The 19346-nt window shown below is 35.1% G+C and carries 17 protein-coding genes; 6 read left to right on the forward strand and 11 right to left on the reverse strand.

Annotated features, from left to right (window positions below):
- Positions 1-35 precede the first annotated feature (35 nt).
- Positions 36-464, reverse strand: a complete 429-nt coding sequence (locus AC1VAQ_RS04030; RefSeq protein WP_302596709.1) for a MarR family winged helix-turn-helix transcriptional regulator — start codon at positions 462-464, stop codon at positions 36-38.
- Between the two features lie 254 nt (positions 465-718).
- Here AC1VAQ_RS04030 and AC1VAQ_RS04035 point away from each other — a divergent pair, with 254 nt between their 5' ends.
- Entirely contained in the window at positions 719-2755 is a 2037-nt protein-coding gene (locus tag AC1VAQ_RS04035; RefSeq protein WP_479903501.1) for a methyl-accepting chemotaxis protein, read from the forward strand.
- A gap of 45 nt (positions 2756-2800) precedes the next feature.
- Here AC1VAQ_RS04035 and AC1VAQ_RS04040 read toward each other — a convergent pair whose 3' ends face one another.
- The 4 genes from AC1VAQ_RS04040 to AC1VAQ_RS04055 all read right to left on the reverse strand — a co-directional run bounded on the left by AC1VAQ_RS04040 (position 2801) and on the right by AC1VAQ_RS04055 (position 5572).
- The gene (locus AC1VAQ_RS04040) at positions 2801-3355 is read right to left on the reverse strand and encodes a DUF6512 family protein (protein ID WP_302596711.1); all 555 of its coding nucleotides are present in this window, start codon (positions 3353-3355) and stop codon (positions 2801-2803) included.
- 277 nt (positions 3356-3632) lie between these two features.
- Positions 3633-4034 carry a VOC family protein gene (locus AC1VAQ_RS04045; protein ID WP_330697512.1) on the reverse strand — a complete coding sequence of 134 codons (402 nt, stop codon included), beginning with the start codon at positions 4032-4034 and terminating at the stop codon, positions 3633-3635.
- A 1-nt stretch (position 4035) separates the two neighbouring features.
- A complete protein-coding gene (locus tag AC1VAQ_RS04050; RefSeq protein ID WP_302596745.1) occupies positions 4036-4458 on the reverse strand; it encodes a YjdF family protein in 423 nt (140 codons plus the stop codon).
- Between the two features lie 229 nt (positions 4459-4687).
- A complete protein-coding gene (locus AC1VAQ_RS04055; protein ID WP_330697514.1) occupies positions 4688-5572 on the reverse strand; it encodes an NAD(P)-dependent oxidoreductase in 885 nt (294 codons plus the stop codon).
- A gap of 348 nt (positions 5573-5920) precedes the next feature.
- Here AC1VAQ_RS04055 and AC1VAQ_RS04060 point away from each other — a divergent pair, with 348 nt between their 5' ends.
- The 4 genes from AC1VAQ_RS04060 to AC1VAQ_RS04075 all read left to right on the forward strand — a co-directional run bounded on the left by AC1VAQ_RS04060 (position 5921) and on the right by AC1VAQ_RS04075 (position 12809).
- Positions 5921-7960: a methyl-accepting chemotaxis protein gene (locus AC1VAQ_RS04060; protein WP_303244016.1), complete on the forward strand. Its 2040-nt coding sequence runs from the start codon at positions 5921-5923 to the stop codon at positions 7958-7960.
- 295 nt (positions 7961-8255) lie between these two features.
- Positions 8256-9521 (forward strand): hypothetical protein, encoded by a 1266-nt coding sequence (locus AC1VAQ_RS04065; RefSeq protein WP_479903502.1) that lies wholly within the window; start codon positions 8256-8258, stop codon positions 9519-9521.
- Positions 9522-9552: 31 nt separating this feature from the next.
- Complete coding sequence (locus AC1VAQ_RS04070; protein WP_302596714.1) at positions 9553-10272, forward strand: hypothetical protein; 720 nt, start codon at positions 9553-9555, stop codon at positions 10270-10272.
- 1058 nt (positions 10273-11330) lie between these two features.
- A complete protein-coding gene (locus AC1VAQ_RS04075) occupies positions 11331-12809 on the forward strand; it encodes a methyl-accepting chemotaxis protein (RefSeq protein WP_302596715.1) in 1479 nt (492 codons plus the stop codon).
- Between the two features lie 97 nt (positions 12810-12906).
- On the opposite strand, the gene AC1VAQ_RS04080 is transcribed toward AC1VAQ_RS04075, so the two are convergent.
- From AC1VAQ_RS04080 to AC1VAQ_RS04100, 5 genes are all read right to left on the reverse strand, one after another.
- The gene (locus tag AC1VAQ_RS04080; RefSeq protein WP_302596716.1) at positions 12907-13053 is read right to left on the reverse strand and encodes a hypothetical protein; all 147 of its coding nucleotides are present in this window, start codon (positions 13051-13053) and stop codon (positions 12907-12909) included.
- Positions 13050-13658, reverse strand: coding sequence for an FtsW/RodA/SpoVE family cell cycle protein (locus AC1VAQ_RS04085; protein WP_302596717.1), 609 nt, complete (start codon positions 13656-13658; stop codon positions 13050-13052). The genes AC1VAQ_RS04080 and AC1VAQ_RS04085 overlap by 4 nt, the downstream gene beginning before the upstream one ends.
- On the reverse strand, positions 13630-13992 hold the full coding sequence (locus AC1VAQ_RS04090) for a PadR family transcriptional regulator (protein WP_302596718.1): 363 nt from the start codon (positions 13990-13992) through the stop codon (positions 13630-13632). The genes AC1VAQ_RS04085 and AC1VAQ_RS04090 overlap by 29 nt, the downstream gene beginning before the upstream one ends.
- A 546-nt stretch (positions 13993-14538) precedes the next feature.
- Entirely contained in the window at positions 14539-15354 is an 816-nt protein-coding gene (locus AC1VAQ_RS04095; protein WP_302596719.1) for a nitroreductase family protein, read from the reverse strand.
- 262 nt (positions 15355-15616) lie between these two features.
- Positions 15617-16861, reverse strand: coding sequence for a DNA-methyltransferase (locus tag AC1VAQ_RS04100; RefSeq protein WP_302596720.1), 1245 nt, complete (start codon positions 16859-16861; stop codon positions 15617-15619).
- Between the two features lie 402 nt (positions 16862-17263).
- On the opposite strand from AC1VAQ_RS04100, the gene AC1VAQ_RS04105 reads away from it, so the two are divergent.
- Entirely contained in the window at positions 17264-18043 is a 780-nt protein-coding gene (locus AC1VAQ_RS04105) for an ECF transporter S component (RefSeq protein ID WP_303243942.1), read from the forward strand.
- 60 nt (positions 18044-18103) lie between these two features.
- Here AC1VAQ_RS04105 and AC1VAQ_RS04110 read toward each other — a convergent pair whose 3' ends face one another.
- On the reverse strand, positions 18104-19336 hold the full coding sequence (locus AC1VAQ_RS04110; RefSeq protein WP_479903503.1) for an S-layer homology domain-containing protein: 1233 nt from the start codon (positions 19334-19336) through the stop codon (positions 18104-18106).
- Between the last annotated feature and the right edge of the window lie 10 nt (positions 19337-19346).

The following is a 19346-nucleotide window of genomic DNA, read 5'->3' on the forward strand; positions in this document are numbered from 1 at the left end:
AAGTGGATTCACACCCACTTTTATTAAAGATAGTACTATTCTAAGTTCTTCTTAAGCTTATCTGCTATTTTATAGAATGTTTCTATCTCCTCTTCGGTAATCCCATCAACTAACCTCTTCTCAAAGGCAATAATCTCAAGTTCAATCTGTTCCTGAACTTTAATTGCCTTCTCAGTCAGCTCTAATTTCTTTAACCTAGCATCATGGGCTACTGGACGACGAACAATAATACCATTCTTTTCCATACGTTGTAAAATAGCTGTAGCTGTGGAACGTCTGATAGAAAATTCCTCTTCTATATCTCTTTGATACACATCTTGACCTTGATGATCATAAAGATAACCAATTACCCAACTATGTATGCCTGTTACCCGTTCAGCAGCCTTTATTGCTGGCAAATTATCTACATGCCTCTTAATTAAATTAGATATGGTGCGAACTTCAAATCCTACACGTCTATTCAATATTGCCCTCATCTCCTACGCTAAATATTTAAGCTTTCTTTTTGTTAGTCTGCTAACATATTGTATAAAAAAAAAGCCCCTCTGTCAATAATTGATATATCTTTGCTTTCTCCTTATTTTTTACATTTCTTGCACTTATTTTACCATTTTCCTAATCTTTTACCATTCTTCGTTGTCCTATTTAGTAAAATATGTTATATTTTTACACGCAAGTATATAAATATTAGAGTTTTGATTAAATTTAGGAGGATTTAATGAGAAAATTAGGGGTTATCAATAAACTATTATTACTTTTTTGCGTTGCTATTATCATTTCATCATTTGCTATAAGTACCGTCACTTATAATTTATCTAAGAATATCTTAGATTCAAATGTGCAGCTTACAAGTAGCCAAACATTAAACGAAAGTGCAAATGCATTGACACTTTATCTAAAATCACTGAGTCAACAAGTTGATTTATTAACACGCAAAAATGAATTAAAACATTTGGAAGAGCCTGATATCATAGAAGAAAATCTAACAAGTACCTATGATTCGCTAATTGCTGCGTTGAAAACAACGCCAGGTGCTATGCAGGGATATTATATTACAGTCAATAATCGTTTAGTCAGCGTGCTTCCTTATGAAAAAGATGGGAAAACTAAATATGAGCGTTTGCTTACTGAAAATATAGACTTACGTAATGAATCTTGGTATAAAGATGCATTAAAAAATGAAAACAGACTAGGTGTCTATGCGGCCTATACTGAGCCTTATTTTTCTGAAACACTGGGTACAGAGGTCATTACTGTAAGTCAATGTATCAAGGCTAAAGAAGAAGTTGTAGGGGTTGTAGCCATTGATATTGCATTTAGTGCCATTACGGAATTCGTAAACAGTATAAAACTTCTTGATACTGGTTTTGTATTCCTTGTCAATAATGAAGGAGAGGTCTTAGTGTCACCTGATAATGATGCACTCTCACTTACTTCATTCTCTACACTATCTATATGGGAAAGTTTAAATACGACTGAGCCTACAAGCTTAAAAGGGCACTCTGGGGGTGAAGACTACTACATCACTAGCATTACAGATGGCATTACAAGCTGGAAACTAATTGGGATGATTAATCAACGTGAAATTACAAATGATTTATCTACACTTTCTACTTGTACGTTACTTGTTACTTTAGGTGCACTTGTATTAAGTTTTCTCTATGTTTTATTCTCTATGAAAGATTTAAAAAGCAAGTTTAAAGCCTTAGGGGATAATATCGCAGCCATTGCACAAGGTGACTTTACTCAGCGCCCTATCATTCCTGGTCATGATGAGTTCCACATATTAAGTAAAGACATTCAGCAGATGACGCAACATATTTCTGCTTTAATCGGAAATGTAGATGAAACAGCCCAAGTCCTTTTCACTACATCTAATCAGATTAATGCCATCACAGCTCAAACACAAGAGACTTCAACTAATGTAAAGCTTGCTACTGATGAAATATCTATCGGTACAGCCCAACAAGCTACAAGTATGCAAGATATCAGTATGCAGGTAGATGCCTTAGGCAAACAGCTAGAAGAAACTAAAAACTATACTTCAAATGTAAAGGCTATGTCTTCTGAAACACAAACTTTAAGTTCAACTGGCTTAAATATGTTACGCGACCTTGGGGAAACATCTAATCATTCTAATGAAATCGCAGTAAGTTCTTATGCTTTCTTCAAAGATATGACTGAAAGTATTAATAAAATCAACTTTATTTCTAATGCCATTATTGAGATTACTAACCAAACAAGTTTGCTCTCTCTTAATGCAAGTATCGAAGCTGCGCGTGCAGGTGAAAGTGGTAAGGGCTTTGCTGTCGTTGCAGAAGAAATTCGTAAGCTTTCTGATGCTTCTAAAGCATCTACTGATGAGATTAAAAATATCGTAGATGAAATTAATACGAAGTCTATGCAGGCAAGTACTGCTCTTGAAAAAAGTCAGGCCCTTTTATTAGAGCAATCAGATGCCATTGCTTCTACAGAAGACGTCTTTAAAAACATCATTGATTCTGTAAATAATCTGATTAAAGACATCTACGAGGTAGACCAATTAAATGCCCATATGGTGCAAAGTAAAAATCTTGTCCTTCAAAATGTGGATGAGATTGCAGCCATCTCAGAGCAAACAGCTTCGGCTTCTCAGGAAGTTACAGCTTCTACAGAAGAAGTTGCTACAACCATGGATCGTTTATCAGCTGAGGCAAGACAACTTATACAAGCTGCTGAACTACTTAGCGAAAATCTTAAATCATTTAAGCTTTAAAAAATCAAGAAGGGAATCACACTTATACCTGTGATTCCCTTCTTTTTACTCTTTATAAATCCCATAAGTTCCTGTTGGGCCATCCATAAATATCGGTAGTCTTGGCGGATTATACGTCCACCACATCATAAGCAGTACAATCCCTGCAAAAATAATCATCACAATATAAGCGGGTATCCCTTTACCATGTCTATAAATATGTAGTCCTAAAAGCTGTCCTAATATAAGATTCACTAATACAATCAAAATATCTACTACTAAAAATTCTACGCCAAAGGCTTGTGTATAAAAATAAAATATAAGTGGCATTGTAACCATTCCTGTGACTAGGGCTACAAGTCCACCTGTAAGCCATTTATCATAATCTAGTTGCCCACTAGCCCCTCCAATCATGCAATATAAACACCACCAAGCTATAATGGGTAATACTATTAGTTTAATATGTTCCCAAATACTTTCGTTTACAGGTGCAAAAAATCCTATAAACTCATTATTTCCCGTCCAACCGTATAAGAAATGCATCATACTTCCAATTATAAATAAGACAGGAATCCCAATTAATGTCCACTTTGCCGCCCCATCCAATCTTCTTTCTTTCATATAATGCCTCCTTTACTTCTCTAATAGCCTTATTTAACATTTGTGTAACTGATTACATTGCCTCCCCTCCTTATCTATCCTCTAACTTAGCCCTCTATTAAAATATATATTCACCATAGCTTGTATCTATTAGGCTTACTTTCAAAGTCTTAGATTTGTTTTAAAAATAGGCTAACAAATCCTTTGAATCCGTCAAAATAAAAAAGCATATTTTATATAATCCCAATTTAAATGGTGACTCTATAAAATATGCTTCTGCCTTATAAATTTTTAGTGCTTATAAATCCTTTACATCTCTTAGTTCAATGATTGTCCCTTCTGGTGCAATCACCTTGCTTAAAGCTGAACCCTCTACTTCATAAATAGCCCCGCCATGCTTTTCCTTAAAATGATGGTATCCTAAAGCCTTAATTCTAGCCACTTCAGCTTTTACATCATCTACTAGGAAACACATGTGCACAAGTCCTTCAAGCTTACTGCTGGGCTTTGTTAAAACTTCATCTTCTTTGCCAGTTTGAAGCTCAATCATAAAATCTTCTAATGCCAGCCAAGTATTATAGCTACGCTTATGAAAATTGGGTGATTCCTTAATCACTTTAAAGCCCATAATGTTTGTATAAAAGTCTAAAGATGCTTTATAATCATCTGTTTGTATACATACATGGTGTATTCTTCTCATCTTAATGTCCTCTATGTTTCTGCCTTCTTTTTTCCTGTTTCAGCACAAACTTCATAGCCTTTTCAGCTTCTTTCTCTGCCTTACTCACAGCCTTACGCTCAAGTTTACCTTGTTCCTGCTGCTCCTTTAATGCCTGTTGTGCTTTCGTACCAATCCCTTTTTCCTGCATTTGCTTCTTAGCAATTCGTTGCATTCTCTTAGGATTCATACTTTTCTTACCTTCTGAAGCGACCATTCCTTTAACGTCCTTGGGAATTAGTTTATTCCAATTAGTGAGTATAAAATCATATACCTCATTAATTTTAGGCTCACTGCCAAAGGTAATCTTCATCACCTTATAATGCCCCTCTTCCTCCCATTCATAAATGCCACGCCAAAATGGTTCTTCAAAAAGCACTGTTAAACTACTCATGACCTGTGTCATCATAGTTCCCTCCTTTTTTAATGCATCAATCTTTAATGCATTAAGTTTCTAATGCGTCACATGATACAAAACTTTACAAAGAAGGGACAACCAAAGGAGGCAGGTTACTGACAGAATCCATTCTGCGTCTGGACTACCAACCAGAACTGTGTTTTTATCTTTGCTTAATTTAATTTTAGTCTTCTCTCTATCTACGTCAAGCCATTTTTAAAGAAAAATATACTTTTATTTATTGCTTTTCGTAGTACTTAATCAGTGCTTGTGTCCCTAAATCTCCATAGCCTTCGTTCTCTAATGTTTGATACATGCCAAGGATTTTTTCCATCATGCCCATATGAAGTCCAGCATCTTGTGCTTCTTCTAGGGCTATTTTCATGTCTTTGATGTAATGTTTGATATAGAATCCTGGATCTAAGTCTCCTTTTGCGATTCTTGGTGCCATATTAGACATTTGCCAGCTTCCTGCTGCCCCTTGGCTAATTGTGCTGAGCATTGTATCCACATCAAGTCCTACTGACTTTGCATAAGACATGGCTTCACATAAGCTTGCCATCACACCGCCTAAGGCAATTTGATTGGCCATCTTGGTATGTTGACCGTTCCCTGCTTTACCCTCATAAACAATATTGGTTCCCATGCACTCAAAAATATGGTGACATGCTTCAAAATCTGCTTTTTCACCACCGACCATAATGGCAAGTGTGGCTTTTTGCGCCCCTACATCGCCGCCTGATACAGGTGCATCAAGAGCATGTAAACCTTTTTCTCTTGCTGCGGCATCTATTTTAATAGCAAGTTTAGGGCTTGTAGTCGTCATATCAATAATATATGTGCCTTTATCTGCACTATGAAGAATGCCACCTTCTCCAAAATAAACTTCCTCCACATCTTTAGGATAACCTACCATTGTAATGACAGCATCTCTTCCCTTAGCACAGTCTGCCACTGAGCTGCACCATGTGGCACCTTCTGAAATCAGTCTGTCTGCCTTTGCTTTCGTTCTTGTATAAACCGCTACTTCATAACCTTTATGCATTAAATGACGTGCCATAGATTCACCCATTACACCAATACCAATAAAACCGATTTTCTTCATGTTCATTCTTCCCTTCATCTTAAGTCGCCTAATGCTTCACATCGTTATCTATGTGATTTGACATTTATAAACTTTATAAATTTTTTCCCTATATTGACTTAATTATAGCATCTCTCCTACATACTATCTATACCTCAGCGCCGCATACCGCTTCTCTTCTTTTCTCACCTTATTTCTTATCTATTTCTTATCTATTTCTTACCTTATTTTTACTGCTCATGACATGTTATGTACTTTTTTATGACATCTTACTACATTTGTCTAATAATTTTTCTGATTTTATTGTATTTTTTTATAAGGTATGTTGACTACAAAAATCTACTTTTCTAAATATATCGCTGATTTAAATTTACATGGAGGGTTTTTATGAAAAAAATTGGAATTATGAAGAAGGTTATGTTGTTTTTTGGCTGTAGTTTACTCGTTTCATCTCTGATTATAAGTATGATTACTTATATCACTTCTAAAAATATATTAGAAAGTAACACAAAGCTTACAAGTAGCCAGACCTTGCAAGAAAGTCAGACAGGCTTTACAACTTATTTAAAATCATTAAGTCAGCAAGTAGATTTACTTACCAGAAAAAGTGAATTAAAAAGGCTTGAAACACCTGATATTGTAGAAGAAAATCTAGACAGTACTTATGACTCCTTAGTCGCTGCCCTTAAAACCGCACCTGGTGCTGTACGCTGTTATTATGCCACCGAAAACTCACGTTTAATTACAACCGTTCCCTATGAGGAAGAAGGAAAGACCAAATACAAATCTACCCTAGAAGAAAACATCGACTCACGCACAGAAACTTGGTACACTAATGCGCTCAAAAATGATGAACGTGACGGCGTTTATGCAGGCTATACAGAACCTTATTTCTCAGTTAAAGACAATATTCAAGTGATTACAGTGAGCCAATGCGTTAAATCTAAAGAAGAGGTTGTGGGCGTTGTCGCTATTGACTTTGCGTTTAGTTCCATTACTAATTTTGTCAATAATATTAAACTCCTTAATACAGGTTCTGTTTTCCTTGTCAATAACACAGGTAGTGTCTTAGTCGCACCTACAGACAGTCCGCTCACGCTCACACAGTTTAATAGTCTACCTTTTTGGGAAGAGCTAAATACTACTGAGCCTGTTAGCTTAACGAAAAATATTGAAGGCGATGCTTATTACATGACTAGCCTTACAAATGCCATTACAAATTGGAAACTTATCGGCCTTGTTAATGAACAAGAAATCACTTCAAGCTTAACGAAACAACTCACTTATACAACCCTTGCCGTCATTGTTGCCCTTTTAATCAGCATCTTAGTTATCCTACCTCTTGTAAGAGATATCAAATCTAAGTTTAGAACGTTAAGTCATGCTATTAATGAAGTTTCACAGGGTAACTTCACCGCGCAACCTATTATTGATGGGGGAGATGAATTCCATGCCCTCAGTCTCAATATTAATGAAATGATCACAAACATCAAGACTTTACTTACTAATGTGGAGCATACTGCACGTACACTTTTTGAGGCTTCTGATAAAATCTCTTCCATCACAAATCAAACACAAGATACCTCATCTAATGTTAAAATCGCCATTGAAGAAATATCCATTGGTACTTCACAGCAAGCAGAGAGCTTACAAGACATTAACCTTCAAGTAGACACTTTAGCCAAACAATTAGAAGCAACTAAAAATTATACCTCTGATGTAAAAAATATGTCTTCTGAAACCCAATCTCTAAGTAACAAAGGCTTACAAATGCTAAAAACATTAGACGAAAAATCGACACATTCTCAAGAGATTTCTATGGCTTCTTACAACTTCTTTAAAGACATGGCTGAAAGCATTAATAAAATTAACTTTATCTCAGATGCCATCATTGCCATTACCAATCAAACAAGCCTCCTTTCTTTAAATGCAAGCATTGAAGCTGCACGTGCAGGTGAAAGTGGTAGAGGCTTTGCCGTAGTAGCTGAAGAAATCCGCAAGCTCTCTGAGGCCTCTAAACAGTCCACAGATGAAATCAAGGCAATAGTAGATGAAATCCATAGCAAGGCACAACAAGCTAATACTTCTTTAGAAGAAAGTAATGTACTCCTTGCAGCACAATCTTCTGCTATTAAAGATACTGAAAATGTCTTCAATAATATTCTTTCTTCCGTAGAAAAGCTTATTACAAACATTTATGAGATTGACCGCCTCAATAACAATATGGTAGAAAACAAAAACACCGTTATTAAAAACATGGATGAAATGGCTGCTATTTCAGAGCAAACAGCTTCCTCATCACAAGAGGTCACAGCTTCTACAGAAGAAGTTGCTGAAACTATGACTCAGTTAGCTGCTCAAACCTCACATCTTACAGGAGTTGCCGAAACCTTAAAAGAAAATTTAAGCCACTTTAAATTAATTTAAATATATTCAGAAAACTTAATCTTTTCTTTGATTTTGAAACAATTAGATGTTATCATGGTTCAGTATATTAAATCAAAGGAGGCGTTAAATTGAATTTAACTAAGTATTTCAAAACCAAAATCAGTATTGCATTAACACTAGGTGTAGCCCTAACCAATGTACTCTATGCGAATCCCATTCCTCTACTGCCTTACAAACTTCTCCCCAGTACGAGACCTCTACAGCCACACCAGATATTGAATTAGTAGACTTAAGAGAGCATGAGGTCTTAGATATTAACTTAACAGATACATCATTGGCACAACATACATCTACCGAAAAATCTTCAATGCCATTGCCATTAAATCATCGTGTTAAAACAAGCCGTTCTACTGATTCTGCCGTAGATGTTACTATACCTGAACTTGCTTTTGATACAGATGTTTATGGTATGCTAAGTGCTTCTAATACGGCTTCTGAGTATCAAGTAACTTTAACACAACCTACTAAACTAACGGCTACATTAGATGCTGATATTTACATCTTTGATGAAGCACTTAATCTGGTTGCTACATCTCAAAACGAGGGGTTAGGTATTGCAGAAATCACTTCTTGTGTCTTACCAGCTGGAGCCTATTCTATCCTCGTTTATGACTATGAAGGTTCTGGTCTCTATCTCATTAATGCATATGCTTCAACACAAGATATCACTTATGAACTAAATGATACTTTTACAACTGCTACGGCTTTAGATAGCACATTTTATATTAATGCTAATATTGACACACCTTATGATGTAGATATCTATTCAACAAACATCTCTAGCAACACAATTATTAATATCAACTTCAACGATAACAATCAAGGTTATACCCTTTACCTAACTAATGGTACTAATATTTATGATATTTCTAGTGGAGTCTCAGCTGTACAGCTAGACACAGGCAAATGGTATTTCTATGTATGTAGCGAAAATGGTACTTATTCTCCAACTACCACTTATTCGCTAAGCCTTAAAAATTTATATCGAACAGATTTATATAATATTGCTTACAATAAAGATTATCAATCTTACTTACAATATGAAATAACTTCTCCAGGAGTTTATACTTACTACCTAAATGGTAAAGAAATAGATATGACTTATTCATATGAACACCATGTCTCTAATTCTGCTGGTTGGATTAATACATATATTGGGGTAGCAGGACAAGCTGGACGTAGTATTGTTATAGGTAAAGCTGCTGCTGATAATGCTGGCGTAGAACCACCTATTTTGGGCACGCTACGCACAAATAGTGAAACAAGATTAAGTGGTAACAACAGCACACCTGTACTTAGCCTTTACATAGTAGAAAATACAGACGTATCTAATACCTACTTAGCATATGTGCGTCGTTATACTGGTGGTGAATATAAATACACTACTGAGTCATGTTCTTATACTACGCCTGCAGCTCAAATCGTTATTGACCTTAATACGGCAAAAATAGTAGATGTCCTAACACCTAACTTCTATTATGACTATGGTTATCGTAATGGTTACGTCGCAGCTAACAATACTACGACATATTTAAACTAATTAAATATACGTTAATTTAGGAGGTATTTCAATGCATATCAACAGTTATAATGTAATATCATTTTCACCTATGCCTAACACCCTTCAAGAAGCCATTTCACAAAGACGTACACATGGCACAACTCAAAAGACTGATTCTAAGGAGCTTAACTTCTCTGACCTTACTTTAAAGTGTATAAATGATTCAGATTCAGGTATTTATAAAATCGATGACTTAAATGCCTTCGTTTATGAACAAACAAAGTATGAAATTGCTATTCGTGACGCCGTCTATAACACAGGAGATCTTACTGCTAGTGCAACTGCTTATAATGAACTACTCACTGAAATCACACAACAATATGCCTCAGATACAGAATCCTTTACTAAAGCGAAATCCTCTTTAGATACACAATACGAACACTTTGCAACCAACTTTTCTAATACACTTTCAGAACTTACCTCTTTTGCCTGTGGCACTGGTAGTATCCAAGACCATACATTTAAATTCAGCCTTACACGTGAACAACGTGTCCAGATTGCCACAGACACTAAGTTATATCTCATGAACACAAATCCTTCACTTCAAAGTATTGAAACTCAAGAAAATCCCACTTTTACACAAGATGATATTACAAATCTGGTACAAATCTTTTATGGTGACAAAAAAAATTCAGCTACTCATTTAAATAATTTTCTTAATGGTATTACTACCAATACAAATATATCATCATCACTAAAAGATTCCCTTAAAGCACTTGTAGTATCTTAATAGCATTATAAAGAAATCATAATTATACAGTTTCATTTTAATATTTCGGCTTATTGTTTCAGGTTGCCTTTTTATGGAATAACCCTTATAATTTATACATAAGCACCGAAGAAAGAGGGTATTACGCTAGCCTAGCTCACGTAATACCCTCTTCTTCGTTATGTAAAATATTATTCGTAATCTTTGACATTATTTAAATCTACTTTTTCAAGATTAATATCATTTTATTTGCCCACTTTTTATCAGCCCTGATTCCTTAAACTTTTATAGTCCACTAAAATGCTCTGAAAAACCCTCTCTCCTCTTTGCTTACTTTAGCCCCTCAGCTTCTAGTGAGTTTAGACTTTAGATAAGTTTTTCTATTTATTTTAGGTCGCTATAAAAGTTTAAGTTTCAAAGGAGGGGCTCCTAACTATTTATTGTGGGTACCCGCTAAACAATAAATAGTTAGGCTCTGATCTTAAATCTTTGTTTTTAATTGCTTTTAAGGTGTAAGTATTAGTTTTTCAGAACGCTAGCTGTATCCTTGTGCGCGTCATAATTGCGTTAGCCAGTGATGGTGCTCCACTTCAAAATAGGTTAGACATCATGGGGTATTGGCGCTTATGTTGATTACTTGGATTAAACTTTTGTGCTGTATTACTTGTCCTTACACTTAAGTATATGTCTCTTTTAAATAATTTCCCTACTTTGCAACTAAAAAAAATATAAATAACTTAAATTTTATCCCTCATCTCTCATTAGATGATTGCTAAATTGTTTTCTCTCAATGATTTCATATGACTATAGAGAAACCAACTAAAAACTTGAAATATACATGTAGGTAAATAGGTTTCTCTCAATGATTTCACATGACTAAAAATCATGAATAACTAAACTTTATAAATGTGAAATCTATAAAAACTATGAATAACTAAACTTTATAAATGTGAAGTCTATATCTCCATTATATTTTTAATAGTTAATCTTTTATATGATTATCTAATATAAATCTGCTAAAATCCGATAACAGTTATTACGTGAGATTTTTTTACATATTATGTTATAAAGGAGTTTGTATGGAGTATAATTCAATAAATTTTTCATCCACCAATAAATTGGTACTTACATTAAGTTGTCTTATTAATGCCTTTTTAACACTAGGCAATTTTGTAGAGGTTCTTAAAGGTAACAAGCCCTTACTCGTAGCAACAGGCTATCTCATCCTATCACTTATTAATGTAGGCGGACTACTTTACCTCTATCGTAAGGACAATAATTCAGCTTTATTTAAAGAGTTTAGCTTTTGGAGCTTTTTAGCCGTTTATGTTTACTCAATCTTTGCATCTTACACTGTCGGGGTTTATGTGTATATCATACCGTTTGTTTTCTTATATTTCTCATACTTTGATGTAAAATTTATTCAAAAGGTTGTCTGTATTGTATTTACGCTAAACATTACACGTGTACTTTGGCTTGTTCTAATTATTAAACAAAATCAGCCACACTTCGTTTCAGATTACACAATACAATTAGCATCAATGTTTACTATTTGTCTGATTGCTTACTTAGTCACTAAAGTTTCTACTCAAATGAATACAGAAAAACTAGAAACATTAGAAGCAAGTAGACAACAACAAGCAGAAATTTTAAGTAGTGTCCTAGAATTAGGCCGTGTATTAGATACACAATCGCAAGAAATTTATACTGTAGTTTCTGAACTTGAAAAATCAAGTAACGTTGTAGCCACTACAATGAATGAAATTACTGTAGGTATCGAAGATACCACACAAAATATTCAAACACAAAGTCACTTAACACAGGATATTCAGCACATTATCTTAGATACTTCTGATGCTTCTAAAGTTATGACGCAAATCTCTTTAGAGACAATTGATGAAATTAATAAAGGTAAAGAAATCATTGAAGAACTTAGTAAACAAACTGCTACCATGAATACAAATAGTGATACAGTTTACAATTCAATGATTGCCCTTCAAGATAAAACAAGTGAAATCGGACGTATTACTTCTACTATTACAGATATCGCAGCACAAACAAATATTCTTTCTCTGAATGCTGCTATCGAAAGTGCACGTGCCGGAGAAGCTGGTAAAGGATTCGCCGTGGTTGCTGATGAAGTACGTAGCCTCTCAACACAAACAAGCGCTTCAGCAGGTACTATTGCAAACATTTTAGGTGAACTTCAAGTCATGGTGCAAGATGCTGTCTCAGCTATGAATACTTTTAGAACAACAAATACTGCACAAAATAAACTTATTCAAGATACTGAATCAATTTTCAATACAACTATTCAAAGCATGAATGACGTAAATCGCAATATCAATCTTGTATCTGATAAGGTTCAAGCAATCCTTGCTTCTAACGACCAAATCGTAAATAGTATCGAAGAGATTTCTTCAACAAGTGAAGCCAACCTTGCCAATATCCAAGAAAGCTTCGCTGCCACAGAAACAAACAATACTCAGATTGCACAAACTAAAGTGATTGCACAAACACTTGTCGCAACATCTGAACAAATTCAAAAATATCTCTAATCTTTCTTTAGATATAGCATAATAGGGGAACAGACGCACTATGAACTTACCTTTGGTAAGACTACAGTGCTTCTGTTCCCCTATTTTTTACTATGTTTTATCGGCTCTTAAATTTTACATCCATCTTTTCAACTTCATTGGAATGTTTTAAAACAACCATTGCCAATCTCACCAGCAAGCTAGATGGTTTATCTTCAATTACATCTTCTATTGCCTCATCTAACACCTCTCCATCTGAAATCACCCTAAGCCTTGATTTCCCCATTTTCTCACAAAGTTTGTAAAGGCTATGATAAATAATGGTACAGCTAATGTTACCGGTTGAATAAGAAGTGGTCCAATCCTTAACCACCTCTTTATTCCATTCACTTCTAATCCTATAAAATGTGTCATAATTAGAAGTATACAAGGCAGTATATATAATACCCATGTCAGCTTTTCTAGAGAACTATATTTTACTTTATAAAGTATATGTATTACTGCAAGTCCTGCGATGCTAGCCAAAAATATTTGTTTCATCACTAAACGTTTTTCTACATCAAACTGTATGGCATAATCTGATATTGCAAGAAAACCTATGCCTATCAGTGCCCCCATCAATAATAACACGCGCCATTCCAGTACAGGCTTATGTGTCTTATGAAATCCTTCTCCAACCTCCTTGGCATCTCCCATTTGTGCCACAGCCTTTTCATAAGCCGTTTCCTCATCCAGCCCTTCTTCCATCATCAACTCATCCTTTAAAAGTTCAATATGCTCATTTAATTCCTGTGCTAAATAAGGATGAATCTTCTTGTACTTCACCTCATTTAAAACTCCTTTAAGAAAGGCATCCACATACTGATTCACTTAAAGCACCTCCCCCAATGACTTTTAACACGCCTTGAGAATAAGTTTGCCACTCTTCTTTTTTCTCTTTTAATCCCTTCTTCCCTTTTTCAGTAATGCGATAATACTTACGCTTACGTGCAGAAGTTGTTTCCTCCCAATAAGCCTCAATCATTCCATCATTTTCTAAGCCATGTAAAATCGGATACAAAGTCCCTTCCTTGAGCTGAAATACATTATCAGACTTGCGCTCAAGCTCCTTCGTCATCTCATACCCATACTTATCTCCCTCATTTAAAAGTTGCAAAATAAAAAGGGTCGTCGTCCCCTTTAACAATTCTTTACTTACTGCCATTTTCTAAATACCTCCAATTACAATATATCGTAAATCTAGGTATATGCTATCAGGTTCACTAAATTGTATCAACAAAAACTTTATTTTCCCCTCTTACAAACTTCTTCTATAATGTATTAAATTACTATATTTAATGTCATGCACTATACCATAGCAAAACATAGCTGCTAAACAATAAGAAAAGTTCTCTTCTGCCAGTCTATCTATATAGTAATTTAATAAACCTCTGACTAAAAAAGTCTATACCCTTTGCACTCGACACTTACGTAAATATTTCTTCTTTTATTGCTATGTTATAAAAACTGGCTCGTAAGTAGTTGGTGAGTTGAGGCCCAGCTAGTCTACCTTCGAAGAAATTCGATGATGGTCTTGGGGCGACTATTTAAAGAGGTTTTAGCACTGCTGTTTGAACGGAGCGCTAGCGCAGTGAGTTCAGTGCGTTTCTTTAAATAGGCGACCTTAGACCATCACAAATTTCGTAGAGAGTAGCTAGATGGGCCTCAACTCACCAACAGCTCTTACCATCTGCTTTTTATAACCTGCTTTTTACATCCATTTCACTTCTGCTTCTTTACGTGGTGTAGTTCTCTGATATTTCACACCAGGGTATCCCATCACCATACATGTGACAATGTTTTCTCCTTCTCCAACACCTAACATTGCTTTAAGTGCAGGATTTTTTTCTGCTGCTAATGTGAAGAAACCACTAAAGAATGTACCTAATCCAAGTGCATTTGTCATAAGTTCCATATTTGAAGATGCAAGTGTTGCATTAATTACATGTGGTGATACAGTTAAAATAACCGCTGGCGCATTAAAGAATACTCTATCATTTTTAGAATCCGCTTTATAAGCTTCATACATTTGTAGCCACATATGTGCATATCCTAGTAACTTAGGATCTGTATTTGGATCATTAATCATATGTGTTCCCATCGCCTTTAAGGTTTCAAATGTTGCTTCTCTTAACTGGTCAATCTTCTCTGTCACAACGATATATGAAACGTTTTGTGCATTTGTAGCTGTTTGTGTAAAGCGCCCTGCTTCAATAATTTTTTCAATCTTCTCCTTTTCAACTGCCTGTGGTTTGAATTGACGTACTGAACGTCTAAATTTAATAGCATTCATTAGATGGTCAGCATCTAATCCAAATGTTTCCTTATCATATTTCTTAACTTCGCTCATATCATAATCTTTTGAAGCAATAGCCTCTACAGGACAGATTGCAATACAATGTCCGCAGTTAAAACATCTTTCATTTTTAGGCGTTGCCTTTAAATCAATAAGTTCAATATCGCTTACTGGACAATCCTTCACACATAAACTACACCCTATACATTTATCATGGCTAATATTAATCATTACTTTTCTCCTTTTATATTGTCTTCTTAATGTATCTTTTATTTTCATCTATTTCTCATTTGATAATCTTCTTTTAAGCTCTCTTATTCTAAAAAAATTTTCTAAGTCTACAAGTACGATTATTTTTAGTATATACTATGAAAAAAGATAGTATGTAAAGGAACTTATTCATGAGTAAAATTAAAAAAGAATATATTTAATGGCACTTTGCACTTTGTCTAAATCCTATGCTTCTAAAAATGAAATTACAATTAAAGGAAGGTTATAGTATTCTTAGCCGTTCTAGCTTTACTTTATAGCTATCTATTACAATAATTTTCTTGTCCCAATTGCTTTCTTTGTGCTTTGCCCCAGTGATGGGTCTGTTAAATCCATCGATATCGTTTTCGCCTTTTTCTGCCTGTGCTACTTCTTCCTTTTCTAAGTGTGTACAAACTACTATTAATAAGCTACACAGCTTACTTTGCGTTGCACCTACCAGCTTACCTTTAGCTTCTTCTAAGGTTTCATCTAAGCGCTGCACCCTGATAGCTACTGGTTTGTCCTGTATGTAGTATTTTAAAAACCCATCTATACCACGGCTTCGATGGACTGGCATTGCATCTAATGCTTCTATATATTGCAGTACATCAGCTTCTTGTGATTTGTAGGCATTGCTACCCTTCTGTAAAATCCTTGACTGGGTTTTCACAAGACTTTCAAGGCGCTTCATACTTATTTCTACTGCTCTTTGTGCATAATCTATACCTATGAAGTCTCTATCTAACCTTTTAGCTGCAACGGCTGTTGTCCCTGACCCCATAAAAGGGTCTAGCACCCTGTCGCCTTCCTCAGTTACTAACTTAATAAGCCTTTCTAGTAATGCGACTGGTTTTTGAGTCGGATAATCTACCCTTTCTCTTGCCCTTGGATTTAAAAAAGGAATTTCCCACACATCACCTAAGGGAACGCCTTTCTTAGGCTCACCCAATAAAACATTTCCTGCTGCGTCTTTTTTATAATTAACTTTTCCGATTTGGTCTCTTGTCCGCTTCTGTAATAACTGCTCCACATTGGTTCCTACAGCATATGCTGTGTATTGTGGGTAAAATTTAAAAGCCTCAGTCTTACTATAAAAATAAATCGTCTGATGGTTATTTTGTAATCCCTTCTTATGATTGGACCATCTTTTATAACACCAGATAATCTCATTTCGAAATTGCTCTGGGCCAAATATCTCATCTAAAAGTTGCCTCAAATCATGATTACTATTTTTGTCACAGTGTAAAAACAAACTACCGGTTTGCTTTAAAACACGATGACATTCTATAAGTCTTAGCCGTAAATAATCCACATAGGCCTTTTTATTTTCCCATTTATCCTCAAAAGTATAGACTTTTCCACTTTTTCTGTTAGTAAGTGCATGGGTACGTTGTGAAAAAAAAGGTGGATCTAAATAGACCATATCGACTGTTCCGGTCTTAATTTCCTGTAATCGATATAAGCAATCTCCCCACAAAATTGCCATGCGCCTAGCCCTCCCTAGCTTTCCCCGTGTAATGTTTTCTCATTACCGCAGCCTAGCCTGTATTATCGTGAATTCCACCCTTTATTATTAGTTTATTCACAAGAAAGCCTTTTTACGCCTATATTTTTGTTGTTCTTAGTCCTTTTTTATCTTTCTTTCAATCGCTTATACCCTTAGTCCTTCATCTTATTAATATAACTTATAGCATAACTTTTCTCATTTCCTTTCTCTATAGATTTCACATTTATAAGTTTTAGTTATTCATGATTTTTACTTAATTTCTCTATACAAGTGTATCGTTACGATTTAACAAAAGTTATTTTTAGTATTTTCTTTATATTCCCCTTTATATATACTATAAGCAAACTTAATCAACACACTTTATATAAGGAGGCTTTATATATGACTACAAAAAGTTTACAACGTTCTCAAATTACATTACGTACACTTATACTTATTGGCTTATTTTCTGCCATCTGTTACGTATCACTTTACTTTAAAATTCCTATTCCTTCACCTGTAGGAAAACCATTCTTACATATGGGGAATATGTTCGTTATTTTAGCAGGATTACTTTTCACTGGCCCTATTGGTGGGGCTGCTGGTGCAATCGGTATGGGACTCTTTGATGCATTAAATGGTTATGCGGACAGTGTCCCTAAAACGATTATTCTAAAATTCGGCATCGGCCTTTTCGTAGGATTAGTTGCTGCTAAAGGCAACAAAAAAGATGCCAAATCACCGCTTAAATGGGTTGGCATCTCTGCTGGCATTTTAATCATAGGTGGCCTTATCCTCATGGCACTTGCCCTTACAAAAGGACATGAAATCGCCATTGCTGGCATTGAAAAAACATTAGTACTTAATCCTGTTCTTTACATCTTTGCACTTATTTTAGGTGTAGGCCTTGCAGTCGTTTGTATCGTAGGCCGCAAAATTTCTATTAAAATGCAATATGCTATTCTAGGTGCTGTAGTCGGTATTGCCTTCAACCTTGTAGGTGAATTTGTATTTGGTGCAATCAAACTCTTACTTGCAGGCAGTGCTTTTTCACCCGCTATTATCAGTTCTGCAGTAAGCTTACCCGCTACACTTATTAATGGATCATTTTCTATTGTAGTGGCGCTGATTTTATACACACCACTTAATAAAGTAATTCAAAAATCAGGTTTCAAATTCTAAATAAAAATAGAGATAATCCCTATAAATATTGCTATTTAGTGATTATCTCTATTCCTACTTTTATTTTTTTAATGTAAATACACGGTCTAACATAACTGCCACTTGTGCACGGCTTGTTGAATTTTTTGGTGCAAAACTGCCATCTGGCTGACCACTTATAATTCCCATTTTCACAAGATTTTGTACAGCTTCTTTCGCGTAATTACTGATTGCATCCTGATCTGTGAACATCATACCTGATGGATTAACTTCACTGATATTCATATTAAGTACAGTAATTGTACGATAAAGCATGGCGCTGATTTCTTCATTTGTGATTGGTGCATTTACACCGAATGTTCCATCTGCGCGTCCTGATGTAATCCCTGCATGATAAAGTGCTAAAATGCTATCTGTATACCACTTGTCTGCTGCTACATCTTTGAATGGATTAACTTCGCTAACCTTATCAAGGCTAAAGGCCCTCGCTAAAAGTGTCGCAAATTCACCTCTTGTAATAGATGCATTTGGCTTAAAGCTGCCATCAGCATACCCTTTAATAATTCCTTTGCTTGCCATATTCATAATGGCTGACTTCGCCCAGTGATTTTCTAAATCTGTAAAGTTTACATCATTACTACTATCTTGTGTATCATCAGCATTGCCATTATTATTGTCAGTATTTGTATTCTCATTATTGACACCATTATTATTTGTAGTACCGTTATTTCCTGTACTATTATTTGAGCTGTCGCTTTCCTCTTCATCACTGCTGTTATTATTGCCAGCATTGGTGTCTTCGCTTGGTTTATAAGCTGTTTCTGTATAAATCAGCTCTGCTTGCTCATAATTTTTTGTAATATAGCCCTTTTCAATCACCTTAACTGAAGTCTTATCTTCATCTAAAGTTAATTTTCCACTTGTCTGTAAGCTTAAACTTAAAGCTGAAAGCTTCCCCTCACTTGTTACAAATGGTACTGATTTATCCTCTGAAACAACATAAAAGCTTAATTTTTCTTTGTCATCTTCTTGGGTTAGAAGCTGATAAGTTGTATAACTATTTTCTACTTTTGAGTTAAGCTGAAGTACCCCTTTAATATCATCAGCCACAATGCTTACTTCTAAAGCAATCACTTCATCCCCTAAGTTTTTCATACCAAGGTCTATATTTACCTGATTGCCGCTTACTTGCTGGTGATGAAAGGTAACTTGCGGCGCAGCTACTTGAGCTGTACTAGCTTGTACTAAATTTGCACAAGCTAGCACACTCATAACTGCTATCCCCCCTAAACATTTATTCTTAAATTTTCTCATTGTAAGTCTC

Source organism: Cellulosilyticum sp. (assembly GCF_982396655.1).

What these genes read in the sequence shown, in the direction of transcription:
- AC1VAQ_RS04035 (WP_479903501.1), top strand. Translation starts at nt 719, where the DNA reads ATGAGAAAATTAGGGGTTATCAATAAACTATTATTACTTTTTTGCGTT.
- AC1VAQ_RS04040 (WP_302596711.1), bottom strand. Translation starts at nt 3,355, where the DNA reads ATGAAAGAAAGAAGATTGGATGGGGCGGCAAAGTGGACATTAATTGGG.
- AC1VAQ_RS04045 (WP_330697512.1), bottom strand. Translation starts at nt 4,034, where the DNA reads ATGAGAAGAATACACCATGTATGTATACAAACAGATGATTATAAAGCA.
- AC1VAQ_RS04050 (WP_302596745.1), bottom strand. Translation starts at nt 4,458, where the DNA reads ATGACACAGGTCATGAGTAGTTTAACAGTGCTTTTTGAAGAACCATTT.
- AC1VAQ_RS04055 (WP_330697514.1), bottom strand. Translation starts at nt 5,572, where the DNA reads ATGAAGGGAAGAATGAACATGAAGAAAATCGGTTTTATTGGTATTGGT.
- AC1VAQ_RS04060 (WP_303244016.1), top strand. Translation starts at nt 5,921, where the DNA reads ATGAAAAAAATTGGAATTATGAAGAAGGTTATGTTGTTTTTTGGCTGT.
- AC1VAQ_RS04070 (WP_302596714.1), top strand. Translation starts at nt 9,553, where the DNA reads ATGCATATCAACAGTTATAATGTAATATCATTTTCACCTATGCCTAAC.
- AC1VAQ_RS04075 (WP_302596715.1), top strand. Translation starts at nt 11,331, where the DNA reads ATGGAGTATAATTCAATAAATTTTTCATCCACCAATAAATTGGTACTT.
- AC1VAQ_RS04090 (WP_302596718.1), bottom strand. Translation starts at nt 13,992, where the DNA reads ATGGCAGTAAGTAAAGAATTGTTAAAGGGGACGACGACCCTTTTTATT.
- AC1VAQ_RS04095 (WP_302596719.1), bottom strand. Translation starts at nt 15,354, where the DNA reads ATGATTAATATTAGCCATGATAAATGTATAGGGTGTAGTTTATGTGTG.
- AC1VAQ_RS04100 (WP_302596720.1), bottom strand. Translation starts at nt 16,861, where the DNA reads ATGGCAATTTTGTGGGGAGATTGCTTATATCGATTACAGGAAATTAAG.
- AC1VAQ_RS04105 (WP_303243942.1), top strand. Translation starts at nt 17,264, where the DNA reads ATGACTACAAAAAGTTTACAACGTTCTCAAATTACATTACGTACACTT.
- AC1VAQ_RS04110 (WP_479903503.1), bottom strand. Translation starts at nt 19,336, where the DNA reads ATGAGAAAATTTAAGAATAAATGTTTAGGGGGGATAGCAGTTATGAGT.